Origin of the sequence: Aminipila terrae (assembly GCF_010120715.1) — a bacterium.
Lineage (GTDB): Bacteria > Bacillota > Clostridia > Peptostreptococcales > Anaerovoracaceae > Aminipila > Aminipila terrae.
In genome coordinates this window covers 1,295,984-1,313,860 of record NZ_CP047591.1, presented here as the reverse complement: position 1 = coordinate 1,313,860, position 17,877 = coordinate 1,295,984, and the positions used below count along the sequence as shown (strand labels likewise).

At 37.3% G+C, this 17,877-nt stretch carries 14 protein-coding genes; 8 read left to right on the top strand and 6 right to left on the bottom strand.

The window, feature by feature from the left end:
* Positions 1-58 precede the first annotated feature (58 nt).
* Both Ami3637_RS06255 and galE read left to right on the top strand, forming a co-directional pair.
* A complete protein-coding gene (locus Ami3637_RS06255) occupies positions 59-1,399 on the top strand; it encodes a hypothetical protein (protein WP_162361817.1) in 1,341 nt (446 codons plus the stop codon).
* A gap of 24 nt (positions 1,400-1,423) precedes the next feature.
* Positions 1,424-2,476, top strand: a complete 1,053-nt coding sequence (gene galE / locus Ami3637_RS06250) for a UDP-glucose 4-epimerase GalE (protein ID WP_162361816.1) — start codon at positions 1,424-1,426, stop codon at positions 2,474-2,476.
* Between the two features lie 112 nt (positions 2,477-2,588).
* On the opposite strand, the gene Ami3637_RS06245 is transcribed toward galE, so the two are convergent.
* From Ami3637_RS06245 to Ami3637_RS06225, 6 genes are all read right to left on the bottom strand, one after another.
* Complete coding sequence (locus Ami3637_RS06245; RefSeq protein WP_243158159.1) at positions 2,589-3,440, bottom strand: IS3 family transposase; 852 nt, start codon at positions 3,438-3,440, stop codon at positions 2,589-2,591.
* Positions 3,436-3,609: a hypothetical protein gene (locus Ami3637_RS17350; protein ID WP_243158119.1), complete on the bottom strand. Its 174-nt coding sequence runs from the start codon at positions 3,607-3,609 to the stop codon at positions 3,436-3,438. Before Ami3637_RS17350 ends, Ami3637_RS06245 begins: the two co-directional genes overlap by 5 nt.
* A gap of 56 nt (positions 3,610-3,665) precedes the next feature.
* On the bottom strand, positions 3,666-3,968 hold the full coding sequence (locus Ami3637_RS17345; protein ID WP_243158118.1) for a transposase: 303 nt from the start codon (positions 3,966-3,968) through the stop codon (positions 3,666-3,668).
* 80 nt (positions 3,969-4,048) lie between these two features.
* The gene (locus tag Ami3637_RS06235) at positions 4,049-5,059 is read right to left on the bottom strand and encodes a nucleoid-associated protein (protein WP_162361815.1); all 1,011 of its coding nucleotides are present in this window, start codon (positions 5,057-5,059) and stop codon (positions 4,049-4,051) included.
* A gap of 124 nt (positions 5,060-5,183) precedes the next feature.
* Complete coding sequence (locus Ami3637_RS06230) at positions 5,184-8,189, bottom strand: O-antigen ligase family protein (protein WP_162361814.1); 3,006 nt, start codon at positions 8,187-8,189, stop codon at positions 5,184-5,186.
* Positions 8,190-8,215: 26 nt separating this feature from the next.
* Positions 8,216-9,595: an undecaprenyl-phosphate glucose phosphotransferase gene (locus Ami3637_RS06225; protein WP_162361813.1), complete on the bottom strand. Its 1,380-nt coding sequence runs from the start codon at positions 9,593-9,595 to the stop codon at positions 8,216-8,218.
* Positions 9,596-9,798: 203 nt separating this feature from the next.
* On the opposite strand from Ami3637_RS06225, the gene Ami3637_RS06220 reads away from it, so the two are divergent.
* From Ami3637_RS06220 to Ami3637_RS06195, 6 genes are all read left to right on the top strand, one after another.
* On the top strand, positions 9,799-10,857 hold the full coding sequence (locus Ami3637_RS06220) for a stalk domain-containing protein (RefSeq protein WP_162361812.1): 1,059 nt from the start codon (positions 9,799-9,801) through the stop codon (positions 10,855-10,857).
* A 186-nt stretch (positions 10,858-11,043) separates the two neighbouring features.
* A complete protein-coding gene (locus tag Ami3637_RS06215; protein WP_162361811.1) occupies positions 11,044-12,945 on the top strand; it encodes a polysaccharide biosynthesis protein in 1,902 nt (633 codons plus the stop codon).
* Between the two features lie 79 nt (positions 12,946-13,024).
* A complete protein-coding gene (locus Ami3637_RS06210) occupies positions 13,025-14,290 on the top strand; it encodes a glucose-6-phosphate isomerase (protein WP_162361810.1) in 1,266 nt (421 codons plus the stop codon).
* 225 nt (positions 14,291-14,515) lie between these two features.
* The gene (locus tag Ami3637_RS06205; protein ID WP_162363679.1) at positions 14,516-15,364 is read left to right on the top strand and encodes a 3-hydroxybutyryl-CoA dehydrogenase; all 849 of its coding nucleotides are present in this window, start codon (positions 14,516-14,518) and stop codon (positions 15,362-15,364) included.
* A 112-nt stretch (positions 15,365-15,476) separates the two neighbouring features.
* Positions 15,477-16,439: an LCP family protein gene (locus Ami3637_RS06200; RefSeq protein WP_162361809.1), complete on the top strand. Its 963-nt coding sequence runs from the start codon at positions 15,477-15,479 to the stop codon at positions 16,437-16,439.
* Positions 16,440-16,650: 211 nt separating this feature from the next.
* Positions 16,651-17,793, top strand: a complete 1,143-nt coding sequence (locus Ami3637_RS06195) for an LCP family protein (protein WP_162361808.1) — start codon at positions 16,651-16,653, stop codon at positions 17,791-17,793.
* Positions 17,794-17,877 lie beyond the last annotated feature (84 nt).

Genomic DNA, 17,877 nt, shown 5'->3' with positions numbered 1-17,877 from the left:
AGCATAATAAAATCAAGAAAGCATGTTAATTTAAGCTATTAATAGTAGGGGGCTATATATGAAGAAGAAAGTTGGTAATAAAGTCTTTATTTTAATACTTTTTTGCCTAATATTACTTGTTGTAACTTGTACAGATTCCGTCAGTGGAAAACTGGAGTTATCGAAAGAAGAAAATGTGCAGCTGACAGCATTGCTGGGTGATTTAAATGAGAATGCTACAGAGCAGGTCCGAAGTGATGTGGGAACCCTATTACATAAAGCCGATATATTAATGCAGGAGCGCGAGGGGAAAAAAGACTACAAAATGTCGGATAAAGAAACTGAAATCTGGCAGAAAATAACTGCATTGCTGGACAAAGAAACTATCAGGCAGTTTGGGGAGGACAACTATAAGGAAGATAAGCCTGATCCAAAGCTGGATTATGGCAAGGAAACTATGGCTAATCTTAAAAAGATTCTTTCGAGAAAAGATTGGGACAAGTTAAATCAACTAAGAGAAGAATATTTTAAGGCAACTGAAAATGATGACGAACAGTATGATGTAGATATTAACAAGGAGATTAAGGACATAGTAGGTAAATACAGAAAACTGGATGCAGATGCAATTGCCTTAAATCTATTAGATGATAAAAATCAGAAAAATTTTGGTATGTTTGTAATTACACCTGCCTTTAATGCTGTATATCAGGAGGGTTCCCAAAATGGATTAGATTCACTGTCTAAAAAGGAGCAGAAAAATCTTGAAAAGAATTGGAAGGCAGTAACAGACATTCTGCCCAAGGAACTATTTGCAAACTTTAAATACTTTAAGGTAGGTGGAGATGGTGAACTGGGTACGTATGCTTACGTTATACCTGTAGATGATCAGGGAAAGACTTGGTGTATGACAGTAGACCCAGCAGATATAAAGGACGATGGGTTGTTTCCTTATACGGTTGTTCATGAAATGTGTCATTACCTGACTCTAAACGAAAAGCAGGTAGAGTATTTTGGGGATAATGAGAAGTATTATCCTGAAAATAGATATAGTGACTGGGAATGTGTGGCTAACGAAGATTCATATCTGCAGGCATACTATAAAGCGTTCTGGAAAGATATGATAAATGACTGGGCTACAGATCCAGAAAATGCTTATTTTTATGATCGCCATAAATCAGAGTTTGTAACTGGGTATGCATCAACGGAATGTGCGGAGGATTTGGCAGAGAGTTTTTGCGCTTATGTTTTCTTAAAATCAGCAGATACGCCCGGTGTTCAGGCTAAGTTTGACTTTTTTGACAGGTATCCTGAGTTAAAACAACTGAAGCAGCAGATACTAAAAAAGGTGAAAGCGAATCATGTTTATGTAAACCCTGAAATTGAACCAGATGATGGGAAGATTTTTGATGATGCAGCGTAAAGATATTTTTTAGGAGAGTAGCATATGAAAATTATGGTTACAGGTGGAGCAGGTTATATTGGAAGTCATACAGTGAGCGCCTTGCAGGAAAAAGGTTATGAAGTGGTAATTTACGATAATCTTTCTACAGGACATAAGTGGGCTGTAAGAAATTGTGAATTGGTAATAGGCGATTTGGGTAATACAAAGCAACTGGAGTCTGTTTTTGATAGCCACCAGATAAGTGCAGTAGTACATTTTGCAGCCAGTTCTTTAGTGGGTGAATCCGTAAGCAATCCTGCTAAGTATTATGAAAATAATGTTATAGGCAGCAAAAGGCTTTTTGATGTCATGCTGGCTAAAGGTGTAAGTAAACTGGTATTCTCTTCAACTTGTGCCACGTATGGCTTGCCAGAGGTTGTGCCAATTACAGAAAATGAAAAACAATCCCCTATTAATTCTTATGGGTGGACCAAATTTATGATTGAGCGGATTATGCAGGACTATGGACAGGCATATGGGCTGAATTCCATAGCGCTCAGATATTTTAATGCAGCAGGTTCAGCCTATGAGGCTGGTCTGGGAGAAGCACATAGTCCGGAGTCTCATGTTATTCCGCTGCTTCTTGAAACGGTTACTGGAAAGCGTGATGTATTTTCATTGTTTGGTCAGGATTATAATACAGAAGATGGAAGTTGTATCAGGGATTATATTCATGTAAAGGATCTGGCAAGTGCTCATATTCTGGCATTAGAAAGACTGCTGAAAAATGATTCAATATTGGAAGAGAACTGCAAATCTCAAGACCTAACAGGTTTTGACTGCTTTAATCTGGGGACAGGAGAAGGCGTTTCAGTTTTACAACTGATTTCTACAATTGAAAAAGTTACAGGAAAGAACGTGCCTGTTAGGGTCTGTGAACGAAGAGAAGGGGATCCCCCAGTACTTGTAGCAGAGAATAGAAAGGCAGTTAAGCTGTTAGGTTGGAAGCCTGTGTATTCTGATATGGAAAACATCATTCAAAGTGCATATAAGTGGGAGACAATGAAAGCGTTTTGCATGGGTGACATGGATCAAATAGCAAACAAGATTCTATAATATGTAGTCATTAATGGATAATAAATTTATTAAGCTTTTGAAAAGATAAACAGAGCCTGGAATGTGATAAGTTTGATATGTACCCAGAATTCTGGACACATTCATTTATGAACTAGGCGGAACACATGGATGCTTCCCTGTATTTTACAGGAGGCATCCATTTTGTTTTTGCCTGAATTCTTTTGTTATTATAGTAATCTATGTATTTTCCAACAGCATCTGAAAATTGTTCAAACGAAAAATAATCCTTCTCACATCCATAATACATTTCATTTTTGAGTCTGCCAAAGAAAGTTTCTATAATGCAGTTATCGTAACAATTCCCTTTTCTAGACATGGACTGAATCATGCCATGTTCTTTTAATGTTTCCCTAAAATAAGCATGTTGATATTGCCAGCCTTGGTCAGAATGAAATACTAATCCTTCAACTTCCGGAAACTTCTCGAAAGCTTTCTCTAACATACGACGAATCTGCTCTAGATTTGGGCTTAACGATAAATCGTATGAAATAATCTTATTTGTATTCATTTCTAAAATAGGCGATATATAACACTTTCCCCATGAGAAGCTGAACTGTGAAACATCTGTCGTCCATTTTTGCAGAGGGGCGGTTGTGCTAAAATCTCTATCTATGACATTATCCGCTATCCTTCCGACTTCTCCTTTGTAAGAATGATACTTTTCTTTTGGACGTTTCCCAAGAAAGTTCATCTTATGCATAAGGCGCTGAACGCACTTGTGGTTCACTTTATACCCTCGATTCTGCAGCTCCTTATGGATTCGCCTAACACCATATCTGTGTTTATGATATTCAAATATTACCTTAATCTCATCTGCCAATTCTTTATTTCTAGTTTCTACAGCATCGACTTTGGTCAACTCACAATAATAAGTTGACTTCGCCATGCCTATAGCCTTTAATAAATATTTTAACTGATATCCTTTTTCTCGAAGTTCCTTAATGATCGCTGCTTTTCGGCTTGAGTAGCGCAGCTTGTTTTTCTTCTCTCAAGGCGATTTCTTTTTTTATTACTTCATTTTCTACTTTAATATACTCGTTTTCTGTTCTAAGACGAATTAATTCTTCGCGTTCTGATTCTGTAAGTGGTGCTGGATTTACATTCTTTTTCATTTGGGGCTCCTTGTTTGGTCGACCTTTTTTCATCTCTACCAAACCATTATACCCCTTCATTTTATATTTTTGTACCCATTGATACAACGCCCTGAATTTATTCCATTGGCAATAGCAATTTCAGCATATGCTTTTCCGGCAATAACCTGTGAAACTAATCTTAATTTTTCCTCTGGTGCCCAAACTCTGTTATGGCATTGGTGTTGTAAAGCAGTAGGACCTTGGGCCTCCTCTAACCGTACCCAATGGCGTACTGTTTTATGGAATCTCCATTCAGATATACCTTTTGGAGTCTCTGGATAAGTTCCTCTGTGATACATTTCAACGCATTTTCTTTTGAACTCATAAGAGTAACGCATAAAAATAACCCTCCTTACTGGGTGTCCAGTAAAGAGGGTACATATCAGTTACATATATCTCAGAGGCTCTGTTTTCCATTTTAACGAATATTCACTGATTTAATTAAGATTGACATGGTGCCATCCTCGTTCATGATAAATTCGATATTTTTCTGGTTTTCCAGATAGTTTACCGGCAGACTTATTTCAATACCCGTATCTGTTGTTATTTTCTGCTTCCTGGCAACTGTTTTTTCAATTTCTGAAGTCACTTCAAAAGCCCCATGGGAAATACCCTTTTGCGCTACTTCATCTTTATATCGCTGCTGGGCAGAGATATTTCCATCAAATACGGCATTGGTTATTCGGTCTATTTCTACGATACTGCTTTCATCCACACAGGTTTTCAGCTCCGTCTTCAGTTGGGAGACCTTAAGTGGATCATCACCATAATATTCTTTAATGACTTTTTCTGCTGCCTTTTCTACAATTTTTACCTTTGTTTTAGGGGATAAGTCCGTTGTAACGTTTAGAATTCGGTTGGAAAGGTAGAACTCTTTTGCTCCGTTTATTTCATATTTTTTTTCTTTAATTAATATACTGAAGTCATCCAGACGAATGAATGCAAACTCCTCTAATTTCTGATTTTCATTTGCAATGGTAGCATTCTGCTTAATGATTCCAGTTTCTTTTTCTTCTCCCACCATTGCAAAGTGATGTATATAGGATTGCTTATAGTTGAATTTAAGGATACCAAAGTATATGCCATTGTCATACTTAAAATGGCACATAAGAACGTCCGCAGCAGGAATCCCAGGGTTAGCAAGGGCAAGATCAAATATATTTTGTGCCAGCTGCTGGGAAACCACAATAAACGCAGCAGGCTCTAAATTGCTGATAGCACCTTTAAACCCTTCTGTATTGAATTCCTCTGCATCTTCTTTAAAACCGCCTTTTTTGATGTCTCCATCTTCCATAGCTCTTGCAATGTGAGTTTTAAGAAATTCATCGGCCTGTGAGCTGAAAGACATGAGCTTATCTGCCAAAACTGGGGCGTCAATGCTGGTATCTAATATATGTAAAATAGCTTTATCGATAATGATATCATTCATATTAATTATTTTTCCTCCTGATTATGATAAATCTTAAATTTCATCAGCTATTATATCATAGAAATAAAAGAAAAAATACGGATGGCCAAAGTCATCCGTATTTTTAAATGTGAATTAACTTAAATTATTTTTTTAACGTAATCTTAGTCATCTGTCCACCTGTTGGGAAGGAAACCGTGATTTTCTCAGTACTTGCTGGTGCAGCTTCAATATTTTTAGCTTTGTCTGCCTGAATGGCTCCTTTCAATGGAACTTTTACAAAAGCTCCCTCAGAGTCATATTGAACAGTTAAAGGCTGACCATCAACAGATGCAGTGATGTCTCTAGGAGCAGCAGCTCCATTTAAGCCTGTTAAACCTGCTAAACGTACCGTATATTCTCCGCCCTTCACACAGTAAGATTGAAGTTCCATGGTAGTGCCAGCTGAAGCTGTCATACTTCCATCGAATCCACTTCCAATGAACTTACTTCCTTTGCTTGCTGAGGCTTTCCCAGTTGCTGTCTTGCCCCATACTGTACTGCCTGATAAGGCAGAAACATTATCTGGAATTCCATCCTTGTTAGCATCTACAGCATACTGTGAGTCAAAAATAGTTTTTGAAAACACATCCATGGCCTGGAGAAGCTGAGACTGGTCAAGGGGTTCAAGAGCAAGAAGTTTTCCAATGAAAGCAACATTTCCTTTAACAAGCATCACATCATCTAAGTAGGTATCATTTCGTTTTTGTAAATCTTTATAATAATCAAGTACACCTTCAATATAGTATTCTTTATGTTTGAATAAATGAAGGAGAACGGGAACTGGATCTTCTCTATTTGAGTCAATAGCAGTATCAAATATTTCAAACAGACGATTCCACATATTTGGTGAGGCCTTTTGATTCTGAATAGCTAAATCCGCAGTTTTAAACAACTTGTCATTTTGCCCAGTATTGAAGTAAAACGGCAGCAAATAATTTAAGGAGATATCTGTATTCTTACTCATATCCTTGGCAAATTTATTGGCCTGATTTAAATTCTCAACTAGACCATAAGTGCTTGTAGTTACAATGTAAGTGGTCTTATAATCGTTACTCTCAAATTTATCAATCTTAGAAAGAGAAGCAATTTGTTCCATAGTACAGTTCCCCGAAGCTGCTTTACCACTTGCATAAAGGTTTAAACAAAGAAGAACAGCCATTACGATGGTAACAGAAGTTATAATAACTTTTAAGACCAAAGGACCAGTAATATTTTTCTTTGAATCTGAACCTTCAGCAGCACTTTTATTAACTGATGTAAAGATGCTTCCTGCACTAAGATTATCTTCCGTGAAGAAGGAAGAATTCGCAATAATTAGTAATGCTAGTACACTAAAAGCAATCACCAAAAAAGGCCCTGCAGACCAGACCGCATCTGTACCAGCCTGGCCAAACATCTGAAACAAACATGCAGTCATGAGTGGAAGGGCAAAAGCAGCAGCATTTTTGTAATTGGAGGCTTTGCTTTGTTTAAACAGTTTCAGCAAAGCAATCACACATAAAACAAGAATAGACATGAAAAATGCAAAACCGATGATTCCCAAGTCGCAGAGCGCTTCAATATAATGATTATGGACATAATTTGTTTCATAATAGAAATTTTGAACAGAAGAAACTCCAGTTTCATAGCCGCCTAGCCCCTTGCCGATAAGAGGACTTTGCTTAAACAACTTTAATCCATCTTCAAAAAATACCAAACGCTGAATTGAGTTTTCATTGGCACCAAGGTCCTGAATACGGTTTGCGGCAATCTCAGGAAAAAGCTTATAACCAAGCTTAATTGAACCGGATTGAGAATTTGTTGATTCTTCTGAAGCAAGTGTGTAAGTTAATTTATCTAAAAGATTCCCGTTTGGGCTGCCAGTAATATATAATTTAACGATTTTGGAATCTTTGGGAACTGTGAATTGGGCATTGTCTAAAGAACCGTTGTAAAGCTCCGTAGACGTGTGTAGCTTTAAATTGGTTTCATTTTGGGTAGTAATTCTGACGGTAGGAATCATAGGAGAACCCCCCTGTGAATCATTTGAATCTATGGTGGCATTTAATTTATATAAACCTGTGTCGAGGTAAGCTGCACGCATAACTGTTTCATTTGGGGATAAGGTTAGTGGACCGGTAACGTTAAATGCAGCAATAAGGTAGCCAATAATAAACACAACAATTATAATACCTGCATAAAGACTTGTTTTTGTGTTGGACATAAGCTTATTACTAAGTGGCTGACGAAGAAACTTATCAACAACCCAAAGAAATAAAGCATTCAGAACAATTGCAAGTAAAGGGATAAATGGTGAGGAACCTAACGTAATCAAAGAAAAACCTGTGAAAACTGTAGTAATGATTGCTGTTTCAGCCATTAAGACAAAAGTACTGAAACGTTCTTCTTTCTTGCTGGAAATAATCATAAGAATACATGATATAAAAAATATAAACATGGATCCCATACTAAATAGCAATAAATACGTTAATGAATTGATGGCTAACAATATTAGTGATATGGCATGACCTTTTTTTGAATTGCTATTCATTACAAGAAATAGGGAAAAAAGTATACCCAGTGCGGCAAAACCAGAAAAAGTGTTGGCATTACCAAATATACCAGTAATACGAATACCATTTTCAAAGACACCAAAGAACTTCATACTGTCAGTAAAGATTTCCATAAAAGCTTTAAAAATTGAAGCAAAAGGGCCATTAGAAGCTGCATCTACAGATATGATACCAAAAAAAGCAGTTGTTATAGCTATAATGGCAGAAACAATTTTGAAATTCTTTTTGGTAGGGGCAGTAAAAGCCAGTATTGTAAAAAAAGCAGTTAAAGCTATAATCAATTTTGTAAATTCAAATAAAGCAGTCTTAGGAATATCTGAATAAAAAATGGAAATACCATTCCAGATGGCATAACCAGTAACCGCGATTAAAAGTGGTACCGTATAAGCTGTTAGGATATGCTTTGCTTTTGGTGTAAGCATTAGTATAAGTATCACAAGCAAACCTGCCAGTGCAGTCCATTTCTGAACTGTGAGATCAAAGGATCCTGCCATTGCAGTGGAAAATATCAGAAGTATTGTAAATACTGCAGGCAGATACGTTAGTTTTTTAGTCATTTTATTTTTCCTCCGTTTTTATTAATCTATAATTTTTCCCCATTAACCACACCTTTGAAAAGTGTCAGGAATAATATACGTATATCAAAAATAAGACTCCAGTTCTCTATGTAATAAATATCATGCTGAATACGTTTTTCTATAGAAGTATCTCCGCGAAAACCGTTGACTTGTGCCCAACCTGTCATACCGGGACGGACCTGATGCTTGACCATATATAATGGAATGCTCTCCTTAAATTGTTCCACAAAATATGGAAGTTCTGGCCTTGGGCCGATTAGACTCATGTCCCCTTTTAGTACATTGAAAAGCTGAGGCAACTCGTCAATGGAAAATTTCCGGATAAAGGAACCAAATTTAGTCTTTCTTGGATCATTGGCTGTTGTCCAACCAGTAGCTCCTACGGTATTTATCCGCATAGAACGGAATTTATACATGGTAAAAGATTTTTTATTTAATCCCACCCGCTCCTGCTTAAAGATTACAGGGCCTGGAGATGATAGCTTAGTACCTATGGCAGCAATCAGCATCATTGGAGACGCTAATACTATTAATATGAGAGAACCTGTGAAATCCATAATTCGTTTTGCCATGGAATTGAGTACATTGTCTAAAGGAATGTGCCTCATATTAATAAGAGGTATATCTTCTATCTCATCCATATAAGGATTGGATGGCATAAATTTTGAGTAAAATGGTATAACCGATAGCTTCGTCCCCGCTTTTTCACAGTCGTTGATGATTTGTGGAAGCAAATGGAACTCATCAGCTTCCAGAGCTGCAACGACTTCATCCGCATTAAATAATTCAATGGTCTCATAAATATGATCATAATCTCCAAGATGACGAAGTTGTTTTAGTTTATTAAAGGAAGATATATATCCCATAATTGAAAATCCTAAGGATTTGTTCTTATTTACAGCATTGAGGTAATCTTTTGCTAATGCTCCATCACCTATTAAGATGACATGTTTAATGTTGTATCCCTTCTGCCGGTATTTTTTTAATATATCCCGGACAAAGAATCTCTTACTTGCAGTGCCCAATATATTTATAATAAAGAAAAAAACTAATGTCCATCGGGACAAGTCAATTTTTTTAAATATGAAAAGACAGGTCAGAAGAAGAATGATACCTATAAAATTTGATTTGATAATCAGCCCCAGTTCTTGTGAAAAGTCTTTACGGCGAAAGGATTCATAGAGTCCGAAACCTGTATATACAAGAAGGTATACTGGAATAACCACAAAACCAAGACTTATATAGCTCTCTAATGTTATGTGACCAGATTGCCCTTTGAAAACAAAGAAACGTAAAACATATGCAATAACCATGGCCAGAAGAATAATAGTGCCATCTGTAAATATATTTAATTGGTTTAATACTCTTTGGTTTTCTTTAATCATACATATTCTCCAGCTTTTACTACAAGGATAATCAAATCATAGGCATAGACACAATATTATACCACAAATGCATGCAACATTGATAATAAATTATATTAAAATTTTGTTGTGCTTTTTGTCCATAAAATGGTATACTAAAGAATAATAGAGATTTATATGTGGTAATATATCTAACTAGTAATGTTCATTGGGGAGAACGAAGCATGAAGAGAAATAAGAGGATTATAGGGATTTTACTTTCATTGTTTTTAATTGTAGGGACGACTGGCTTTGCTTATGCAATGGAGGCCACAAATTTGAGTAAGGCAGTGAAAAACGTATCAAATAAGGCAATTGCTTATGTGAGACCGGAATTTGCTGTACAGGTGAAGGATAAGCTGCAGGTTTTTAAGGATGTGAAAGGGCAAAGAGTATATCCTATTGTTTACAATGGAAATACTTATCTGCCAATTCGCGCAATTTCTGCATTAATGAATGAGGACATACAATGGGATAATAACAGCAAAACTATCTATATTGGAAAAACTTTAATGAATCCCAATAAATCAAAGACTAAAAAAAATAATGAAAACCAAGGGGCTGCAGAGGGGTTTGATAAAGAAAATTATATCAAACCGACATGGAAATCCAATCAGGTCATGGTAGAAGTCAGGCCGGATATAACGATTATGTATGATTTTCAGATACAGAAATTTACAGATATAAGCGGAAACAGCATTTGCCCTATTGTATATGAGAACAGTACCTATTTACCAATTCGGTCTATATCCCAACTGATGACACAGGAAGTGCAGTGGGATAACACTACCAAGACTATTTTGATTGGAAATCAGGCAAATATTCAGGAAGAACCAAAAGAACAGTCCATCTATACAAAACGGTTACAGGCTGAATTTGAGAGCGCTGTTGAGCTTTATGATCAAGCTACTGGTAAAATTGTGAGCCTAAAAACCACAACAGATGCAGCTATGAAAACCATGTTAGTAGAATCCATTAGCGCAGATGTTCAGACTGCAGAAAAACAAACTATATCTATCGATAGTCTGAAAAAAAGTAAAATGACGGACCAAGAAGTGGCTGCACAGGAAGCTTTATATGATTTTGCGCAGATTTCTGAGCATTATTTGCTTGTATTAGAAAATATCGCCTATTTATCAGTTTCAGGAAAAGATTACTCCATGTTATCTGATACCTTTGTCAGCTTTGCATTGGACTCACAGTCAAAAATGAATACGGCACGTAAACTGATAGATGCTTTATAACTACTGAAAATATATGAGACGTTATCTGGAAAGGGTGGGTTTTTTGACCCGCCCTATTTTTACGGAAATATAATCTCACGATATAGATAACTTGTATTGGACGTATACAGGTTAGGATTTCCATTTCCTAATCTGATAATTGCATGTATAATATAAAGAAAAACAAAAAAATACAGGAGAAATATAATGGTTAAATTTTCAAGAATTATGATACTTTTATTTATAGATGTTTGCATTGTGACATTTTCGTATATTGTAGCTTTTTTATTACGTTTTGATTTTAATGTCAATGATCCTGTTTTTGATGCGTGGTTTGCAATATACGCCAACAACTTATTCCCCATCACCTTAGCATGCCTGATGGCCTTCAGTGTATGTGGATTATATACCAGCATGTGGCGCTATGCAGGGACAGAGGAACTGGTAAAAATAGTAGCCGCTGCAGGTGTGGCACAACTTCTGGTAATGTTTTATGTGACCTTTTCTGTTTTGTCCATGCCAAGGGGAATTTACGTTATATCCTTTTTATTTATGGTTTTTTTATTGTCTGTATTCAGGATTTCTTATCGGTTTATTAGAAACCTAAGAAGTCCAGGTACTTTTAACAGCTTTGTTCTGCGGATCGGCAGGAAAGACATCATAGGAGGCAATGTTACTAAAGTAATGATTGTTGGAGCTGGTGAAGCCGGAGCTTCTATGATAAATGAAATAAAGAATCATCATGAATACGGGAAAAAAGTAGTGGTTGCCATCGATGATGATACTTCTAAGCAGAAGCACAGAATCTGTGGAGTGAAAGTATACGGCGGGCGCAGCGATATAAGGCATGCCGCCAGAACTTACGGAGTAGATGAAATCATTATTGCTATTCCTTCCGCTAACAAGAAAGCCATTCAGGCTATTATGGAGGAGTGCAAGCGCACCCGATGCAAGATTAAGATTTTACCTAGTTTAATAGAGTTGATTAACGACAAAGTAAGTATCAGTAAGCTGAGGGATGTAGATATTGAGGATTTTCTTGGGCGTGAGCCAGTTCACGTAAATTTACGAGAAATAAGCAGCTATATAGAAGGAAAAATCGTTATGGTCACCGGGGGAGGTGGCTCTATAGGCTCCGAATTATGCAGACAGATTGCCAAATTCAGACCACGCAGATTAGTTGCAGTCGACATCTATGAAAATTGTGTATTTGAATTGGCAAATGAACTAAGGGAAACATATCAGAACCTGGAATTCGAGATTGTCATTGCTTCCATAAGGGATAAAAAACGCATGAAAGAAGTTTTTGAAAAATATAAGCCCCATGTAATCTTTCATGCTGCGGCCCATAAACATGTTCCCCTTATGGAAAAAAACCCAAAGGAAGCTGTGGTGAATAATATCCTGGGCACCAAGAACATGATTGATCTGGCAGAAGAGTTCGCTACAGAAAAATTTGTCATGATTTCTACAGATAAAGCAGTTAATCCCACCAATGTAATGGGAGCCACTAAACGTGTGGGTGAAATGATATTACAGGAAAAAAGTCTGCATTCAAGAACAACTTTTGCTGCAGTGCGATTTGGAAACGTGCTTGGAAGTAACGGTTCTGTAATACCTATATTCAGAAAACAAATTGAAAAGGGCGGCCCCGTTACTGTAACTCATAAAGATATCACCAGGTATTTTATGACTATACCAGAAGCAGTGGAACTTGTTATTCAGACAGGAGCCATGGCTCAAGGGGGAGAAATCTTTATTTTGGACATGGGAGAGCCTGTAAAGATTATAGATTTAGCAGAAAACGTAATCCGGTTATCAGGATATGTACCTTATGTGGATATAGATATTGTTGTTACTGGATTAAGACCAGGGGAGAAATTGTATGAAGAGCTTCTTCTAGATGAAGAGGGAATTGAGAAGACTGCCCATAACAAAATTTATGTGGGGCATCCACTTCCGGCAAATCCCGCACTGAAGACTATGCTAGATGCAGAAGACCAGCATGACTCCATTGAAAGTGAGGTAAAAAAAGTATCTGACATGAGTGAGGCAGAGGTCAAAGAATGGCTTCACGATATTGTTCCTAACTATACCCCACAAAAATAGATATATAATAATGTATAAGATATAGAAGTCAGTAAATAGAAGCAATATCGCCAATTAACCATATAAAGGAGAAACATGAATGGATTTAGGGATTGATGTAAGCAAAGCGGGCATCTCCATGGAGGAGATAAAACAATGTTCTAAGGATATAGAAAAGGTTATGGAAAAACTTTGGTCTGGAAAAGAAGAAATGACAGGATGGGTTAAGCTGCCTTTACAGATAGATCAGGAACAATTGGGAAAAATTCTGGATGCCGCTATTGTCATACAGGATCAGTGTGAAGAACTGATTGTGATTGGTATAGGGGGATCTTATCTAGGTACTCGTGCAGCTGTTAATGCTCTGGTAGGATATGATGAAATTTATGACACAGGAGTTCCTGCAGACCGGTATCCTTCCGTGAAATTTGCTGGAAATACCATGAGCGCAGTTTATTTAGACAAACTATTAGAAGATATTCGGAAAAAAGAAGTTTGCTTATGTATTATATCAAAATCAGGGAACACCATAGAGCCTAGCATTGCCTTTGCTGTACTGAAAGAAGAATTGATTAAAAAGTATGGGAAAGAAAAGGCTTCAAAAAGGATTTATGCCATAACAGATGCAAATACAGGAGTACTTCGGGAAGAAGCGGACAGAGAAGGTTATGTAAGTTTTAATGTTCCTGATGACATAGGGGGACGTTATTCCGTTCTTACTCCTGTAGGTCTTCTGCCCATGGCAGCCGCAGGAATTGATATTCGGGCTATGCTGGCTGGGGCGGAAGCTATGGCTGTATCCCCGGCCTGGGACTTAGATGCTGTAAATTATGCGACTGCCCGTTTCGCTCTTTTGCAGTCAGGCAAAGAATTAGAAATTTTTGAGTACTATGAACCTCAGTTGGAGTTTTTTGCAGAATGGCTGAAACAGCTTTTTGGAGAAAGTGAGGGAAAAGAGGGCAAGGGGCTATATCCGGATTCTCTCCGATTCAGCTCTGACTTGCACAGCATGGGTCAGTTTCTGCAGGAGGGACGGCAGATTTTCTTTGAAACAGTTTTAAATATAGAAAAACCTTCCCGGGATTTGATTGTTCCAGAGAGTGCTGGAGACCTAGTGGCTGGGAAAAGTCTAAGCCAGATTAACAAGGCAGCCATGGAGGGCGTAATATCTGCCCATAGTGCAGCAGGAATTCCGGTAATTAGAATTGATATTCCGGAGCTGAATGCTTTTAATTTTGGACAGATGATTTATTTTTTTGAGACTACCTGCGCAATTACCTCGTATTTAATGGGGGTAAATCCTTTTAACCAGCCAGGAGTAGAACAGTACAAAGAAGAAATGAAGAAAAAACTGAGTCAGATATAGCTCCTATTTTGTTGAAAAATCTGTTGTGAAAAAGATAACGAAATACAATCTGAATAATGATGATTCGAAGGCCTTAATTCCAATGATACCAGCTTTTACAGCTGAATCGTGGACATTGATTGCGTTAAAAAAAAAACAACACATTCCCATGGAGTATGTTATAATATCTATAGCATGAATAATGCGATATGAAGGATTAAACATAAACCAAGGAGGATAATTGTGATGAAGAAAATTGGTGTATTAGGAACAGGCACGATGGGTGCCGGAATTATTCAGGTTCTTGCCCAGAATGGTTATGAGGTTGTAATCAGGGCCAGAAGAGAAGCTTCTGTTGAAAAGGGTATTGCAACAGTTAGTAAGAACTTAGACAGACTAGTTGCAAAGGAAAAAATCACTGCGGAGGCTAAAGAAGAAATCATGGGTAGGATCCATGGCTCAACAGACATTGCCATCGTAAAGGATGCTGACCTTATCATGGAAGCTGCTACAGAAGACATGGATTCAAAGAAAGCATTGTTTAAAGAATTAGATGAGCTTTGCAAGCCGGAGACCATTATTGCTACCAACACATCCGCTCTTTCAATCACTGAAATCGCAGCTGCAACTAACAGACCTGACAGGATTATCGGAATGCATTTCTTTAATCCGGTTCCAGCTATGAAACTGGTTGAAATTGTTAAAGGACTTACCACTTCAGAAGAAACAAGAACTACTATTGTTGATCTTGCAAAATCTTTAGGAAAGACTCCTGTAGATGTTGCAGAAGCTCCTGGATTTGTTGTAAACAGAATCTTAATTCCAATGATCAACGAAGCTGTTGGTATCCTTGCTGATGGCGTAGCTAATGCAGAGGGTATTGATGAAGCTATGAAACTGGGTGCGAACCATCCAATGGGACCTCTTGCATTAGGGGATCTGATTGGACTGGATGTTTGTCTGGCTATCATGGAAACTCTATACAAAGAATTTGGTGATACAAAATACAGACCTCATCCATTACTTACAAAAATGGTAAGAGCAAATAAGCTGGGAAGAAAGACTGGTGTCGGCTTCTTCGATTACAGCAAATAATGCTTAATTCTATATAAATCCAAGGTCATCTATTAATAGATGACCTTTTTTTCTTGCAATATTCTGCAAATTGGTATATATTGAATTGATGATTATAAAAGGGGAAAAGGAAATGAATAATAAAAAGCAATTTGCAAAATTTTTTCTAATATCATTTGTAATATTTACAGTAGCCCTTATGCCAGTGCGATTTACACTGGGGAAAGTGGGAGAGGTTCGTATATTCGGGGGAAACGAATCACTCATGAAGGACATGGATTATATCGTTGATAAAAGTGGTCCTTATTATGGCATGTTTTCAAAGAGTGAGCGTGTAAATATTTTAGTATTGGGTGATAATGATGGGTTGACAGATACCATTATGCTTGCAAGCTATGATATGAAAAATCAAAAACTGGATGTTATCTCTGTGCCCCGAGATACATATTATCCAAGGAAACATTACAAAGGCGCTGCTGCGCAGAAAATCAATGCAGTTTATGGCAGTGAAGGAGTTATCGGTACAGCTAAGGCTGTCAGTGATACATTATTGGGCATTCCCATTAATTATTATGCAGTCATTGAGTTTAGTGATGTAGAAAAAATAGTAGACAAAATAGGGGGAGTTCCTATGGACATACCATTTACCATGAAGTATGACGATCCATATGACAAACCTCCACTCCACATATATATTGTGAAAGGACAACAGACTCTGGATGGAAAGAAGGCTGTTCAATTCCTGAGATACAGACACGGTTATCCCGAAGGGGATATTGGAAGAGTAAAAGCTCAGCAGCAGTTTATTCAGTCAGCCTTAAAGCAGGCAATTGGACCAGAACTTCCGGGTGTAGTGAAGCTGGGATTAAAGGAAATCGATTCAGATATAACCCTGGGCATGGCAACTAAAATTGCTACAAAAGCCATTAATCTGGATACCAAAAATATGACTACTTATCTGACCCCAGGTGGCCCTAAGACAGTGAATGGGGCATCTTACTGGTTTGCAGATACTGCTAAAACTGGTGAAATGATTGAGAAAATTTACAAAACTCCAACAGAAAAAGAATCAGAAAGCCAGAATGATACAGAGTAAATACAAAAGAAAATTTATAATATAAAATCAAAAAATGGGCTGCTTCAAATAATAAATCCGCATATATATGCCATTTTATTTTGAGACAGCCTTTTTCTCGCGGCAGTTTTTTGATTTATAGTGTTTATTTTTACTTGTAAATAGTATAAAATATAAGTTCAGGAATAATAGAAGAGGGAAAACGGTTACAAGAGAGGTTATAAACGGACAAATGAACAGAGCTGAGAAGAAGCAAAGGGCAAGAGAAAGAGAAGCCAGAGCACGGCAGTGGGAAGCAGAACGAGCAGGTTATGATTATGAAGAGTATCAGGTTATACCATCTGCTAAAACAGGAAATAAGGGTAAAATGAAAAATAAAAAACAAACCAGTAATGGAAAGATATTTTTAAGAACTTTTTTTATCGCATTTGTTATTTTAACGGTAGGTGGTTTAGGGGTTACCTCACTAATTGGGAAAGTGGCGGATATTAAGCCTTTTGACCCAGGAAAAGAATATACTCCCGTACTGGAAGATGAATTGAAACTGGAATCTCTGGTAGATGAAAACAGTCCATTTTTTCAATCTTTTAAAGACTCTAAAAGGGCAAACGTCCTTTTACTTGGCGTAAATGGCGGATTAACAGATACAATTATGCTGGTAAGTTTTGATATGGATAATAAAAAGGTAGATGTAATCTCCGTACCAAGAGATACATATTACGAAAGAAAAGGCAGCGAAGGACTGGCTGAAAAAAAATTAAATGCTGCATACAAGGGCAATCCGGTCAATACGGCAAAGGCTGTAAGTAAACTGCTTTGTGGTATGCCAATTAATTATTATGCCGTTATTGAATATGATGGCGTTAAAAAAATAGTCAATTCCATGGGCGGAGTTCCTATGAACATTCCGGATATAAACCATAAGGGGGGTATGTATTATACAGACCCATATGATAAGCCGCCTTTGAAAATTGCATTAAAAGCAGGACAACAGACCCTTGATGGGGAACATGCTGTTCAATTTTTAAGGTTCAGGCATGGATATGCGGAAGGTGATCTGGGAAGAGTAAAAGCCCAGCAGGAGTTTATAAAAAGTGCATTCAAACAGTGCATCGGCCTGAATCTTCCTTCTGTTGCCAAGACTGTTTTTCAGAATGTGGATTCCGATATTACTCTGGGAACCGCTTTAGGTCTGGCAACCAAAGCAATGGGCATTTCTGAGAGTGATATAAAAACCTATACGCTTCCAAACAATCCGGATCCGGAGCCACCATACTATGTTTATCCAGATAAGAAGAAAACAGAAGATATGATAAGAGAGATTTACTCGGTTCAGACAGAAAAAACCACTGATGGTGCAGTAACAACAGACTAATGTGTCATAATTTTAGCTGACGAAGTGAAGCTTGTCGAAATAATTTAGAAATGTATTATATACCCCCGGGTCTGGGGGTTATAT

Excerpts from the sequence above, each read along its gene's own strand:
- Ami3637_RS06255 (WP_162361817.1), top strand. The coding sequence starts at position 59 with ATGAAGAAGAAAGTTGGTAATAAAGTCTTTATTTTAATACTTTTTTGC.
- galE (WP_162361816.1), top strand. The coding sequence starts at position 1,424 with ATGAAAATTATGGTTACAGGTGGAGCAGGTTATATTGGAAGTCATACA.
- Ami3637_RS17350 (WP_243158119.1), bottom strand. The coding sequence starts at position 3,609 with ATGAAAAAGAATGTAAATCCAGCACCACTTACAGAATCAGAACGCGAA.
- Ami3637_RS17345 (WP_243158118.1), bottom strand. The coding sequence starts at position 3,968 with ATGCGTTACTCTTATGAGTTCAAAAGAAAATGCGTTGAAATGTATCAC.
- Ami3637_RS06235 (WP_162361815.1), bottom strand. The coding sequence starts at position 5,059 with ATGAATGATATCATTATCGATAAAGCTATTTTACATATATTAGATACC.
- Ami3637_RS06230 (WP_162361814.1), bottom strand. The coding sequence starts at position 8,189 with ATGACTAAAAAACTAACGTATCTGCCTGCAGTATTTACAATACTTCTG.
- Ami3637_RS06225 (WP_162361813.1), bottom strand. The coding sequence starts at position 9,595 with ATGATTAAAGAAAACCAAAGAGTATTAAACCAATTAAATATATTTACA.
- Ami3637_RS06220 (WP_162361812.1), top strand. The coding sequence starts at position 9,799 with ATGAAGAGAAATAAGAGGATTATAGGGATTTTACTTTCATTGTTTTTA.
- Ami3637_RS06215 (WP_162361811.1), top strand. The coding sequence starts at position 11,044 with ATGGTTAAATTTTCAAGAATTATGATACTTTTATTTATAGATGTTTGC.
- Ami3637_RS06210 (WP_162361810.1), top strand. The coding sequence starts at position 13,025 with ATGGATTTAGGGATTGATGTAAGCAAAGCGGGCATCTCCATGGAGGAG.
- Ami3637_RS06205 (WP_162363679.1), top strand. The coding sequence starts at position 14,516 with ATGAAGAAAATTGGTGTATTAGGAACAGGCACGATGGGTGCCGGAATT.
- Ami3637_RS06200 (WP_162361809.1), top strand. The coding sequence starts at position 15,477 with ATGAATAATAAAAAGCAATTTGCAAAATTTTTTCTAATATCATTTGTA.
- Ami3637_RS06195 (WP_162361808.1), top strand. The coding sequence starts at position 16,651 with ATGAACAGAGCTGAGAAGAAGCAAAGGGCAAGAGAAAGAGAAGCCAGA.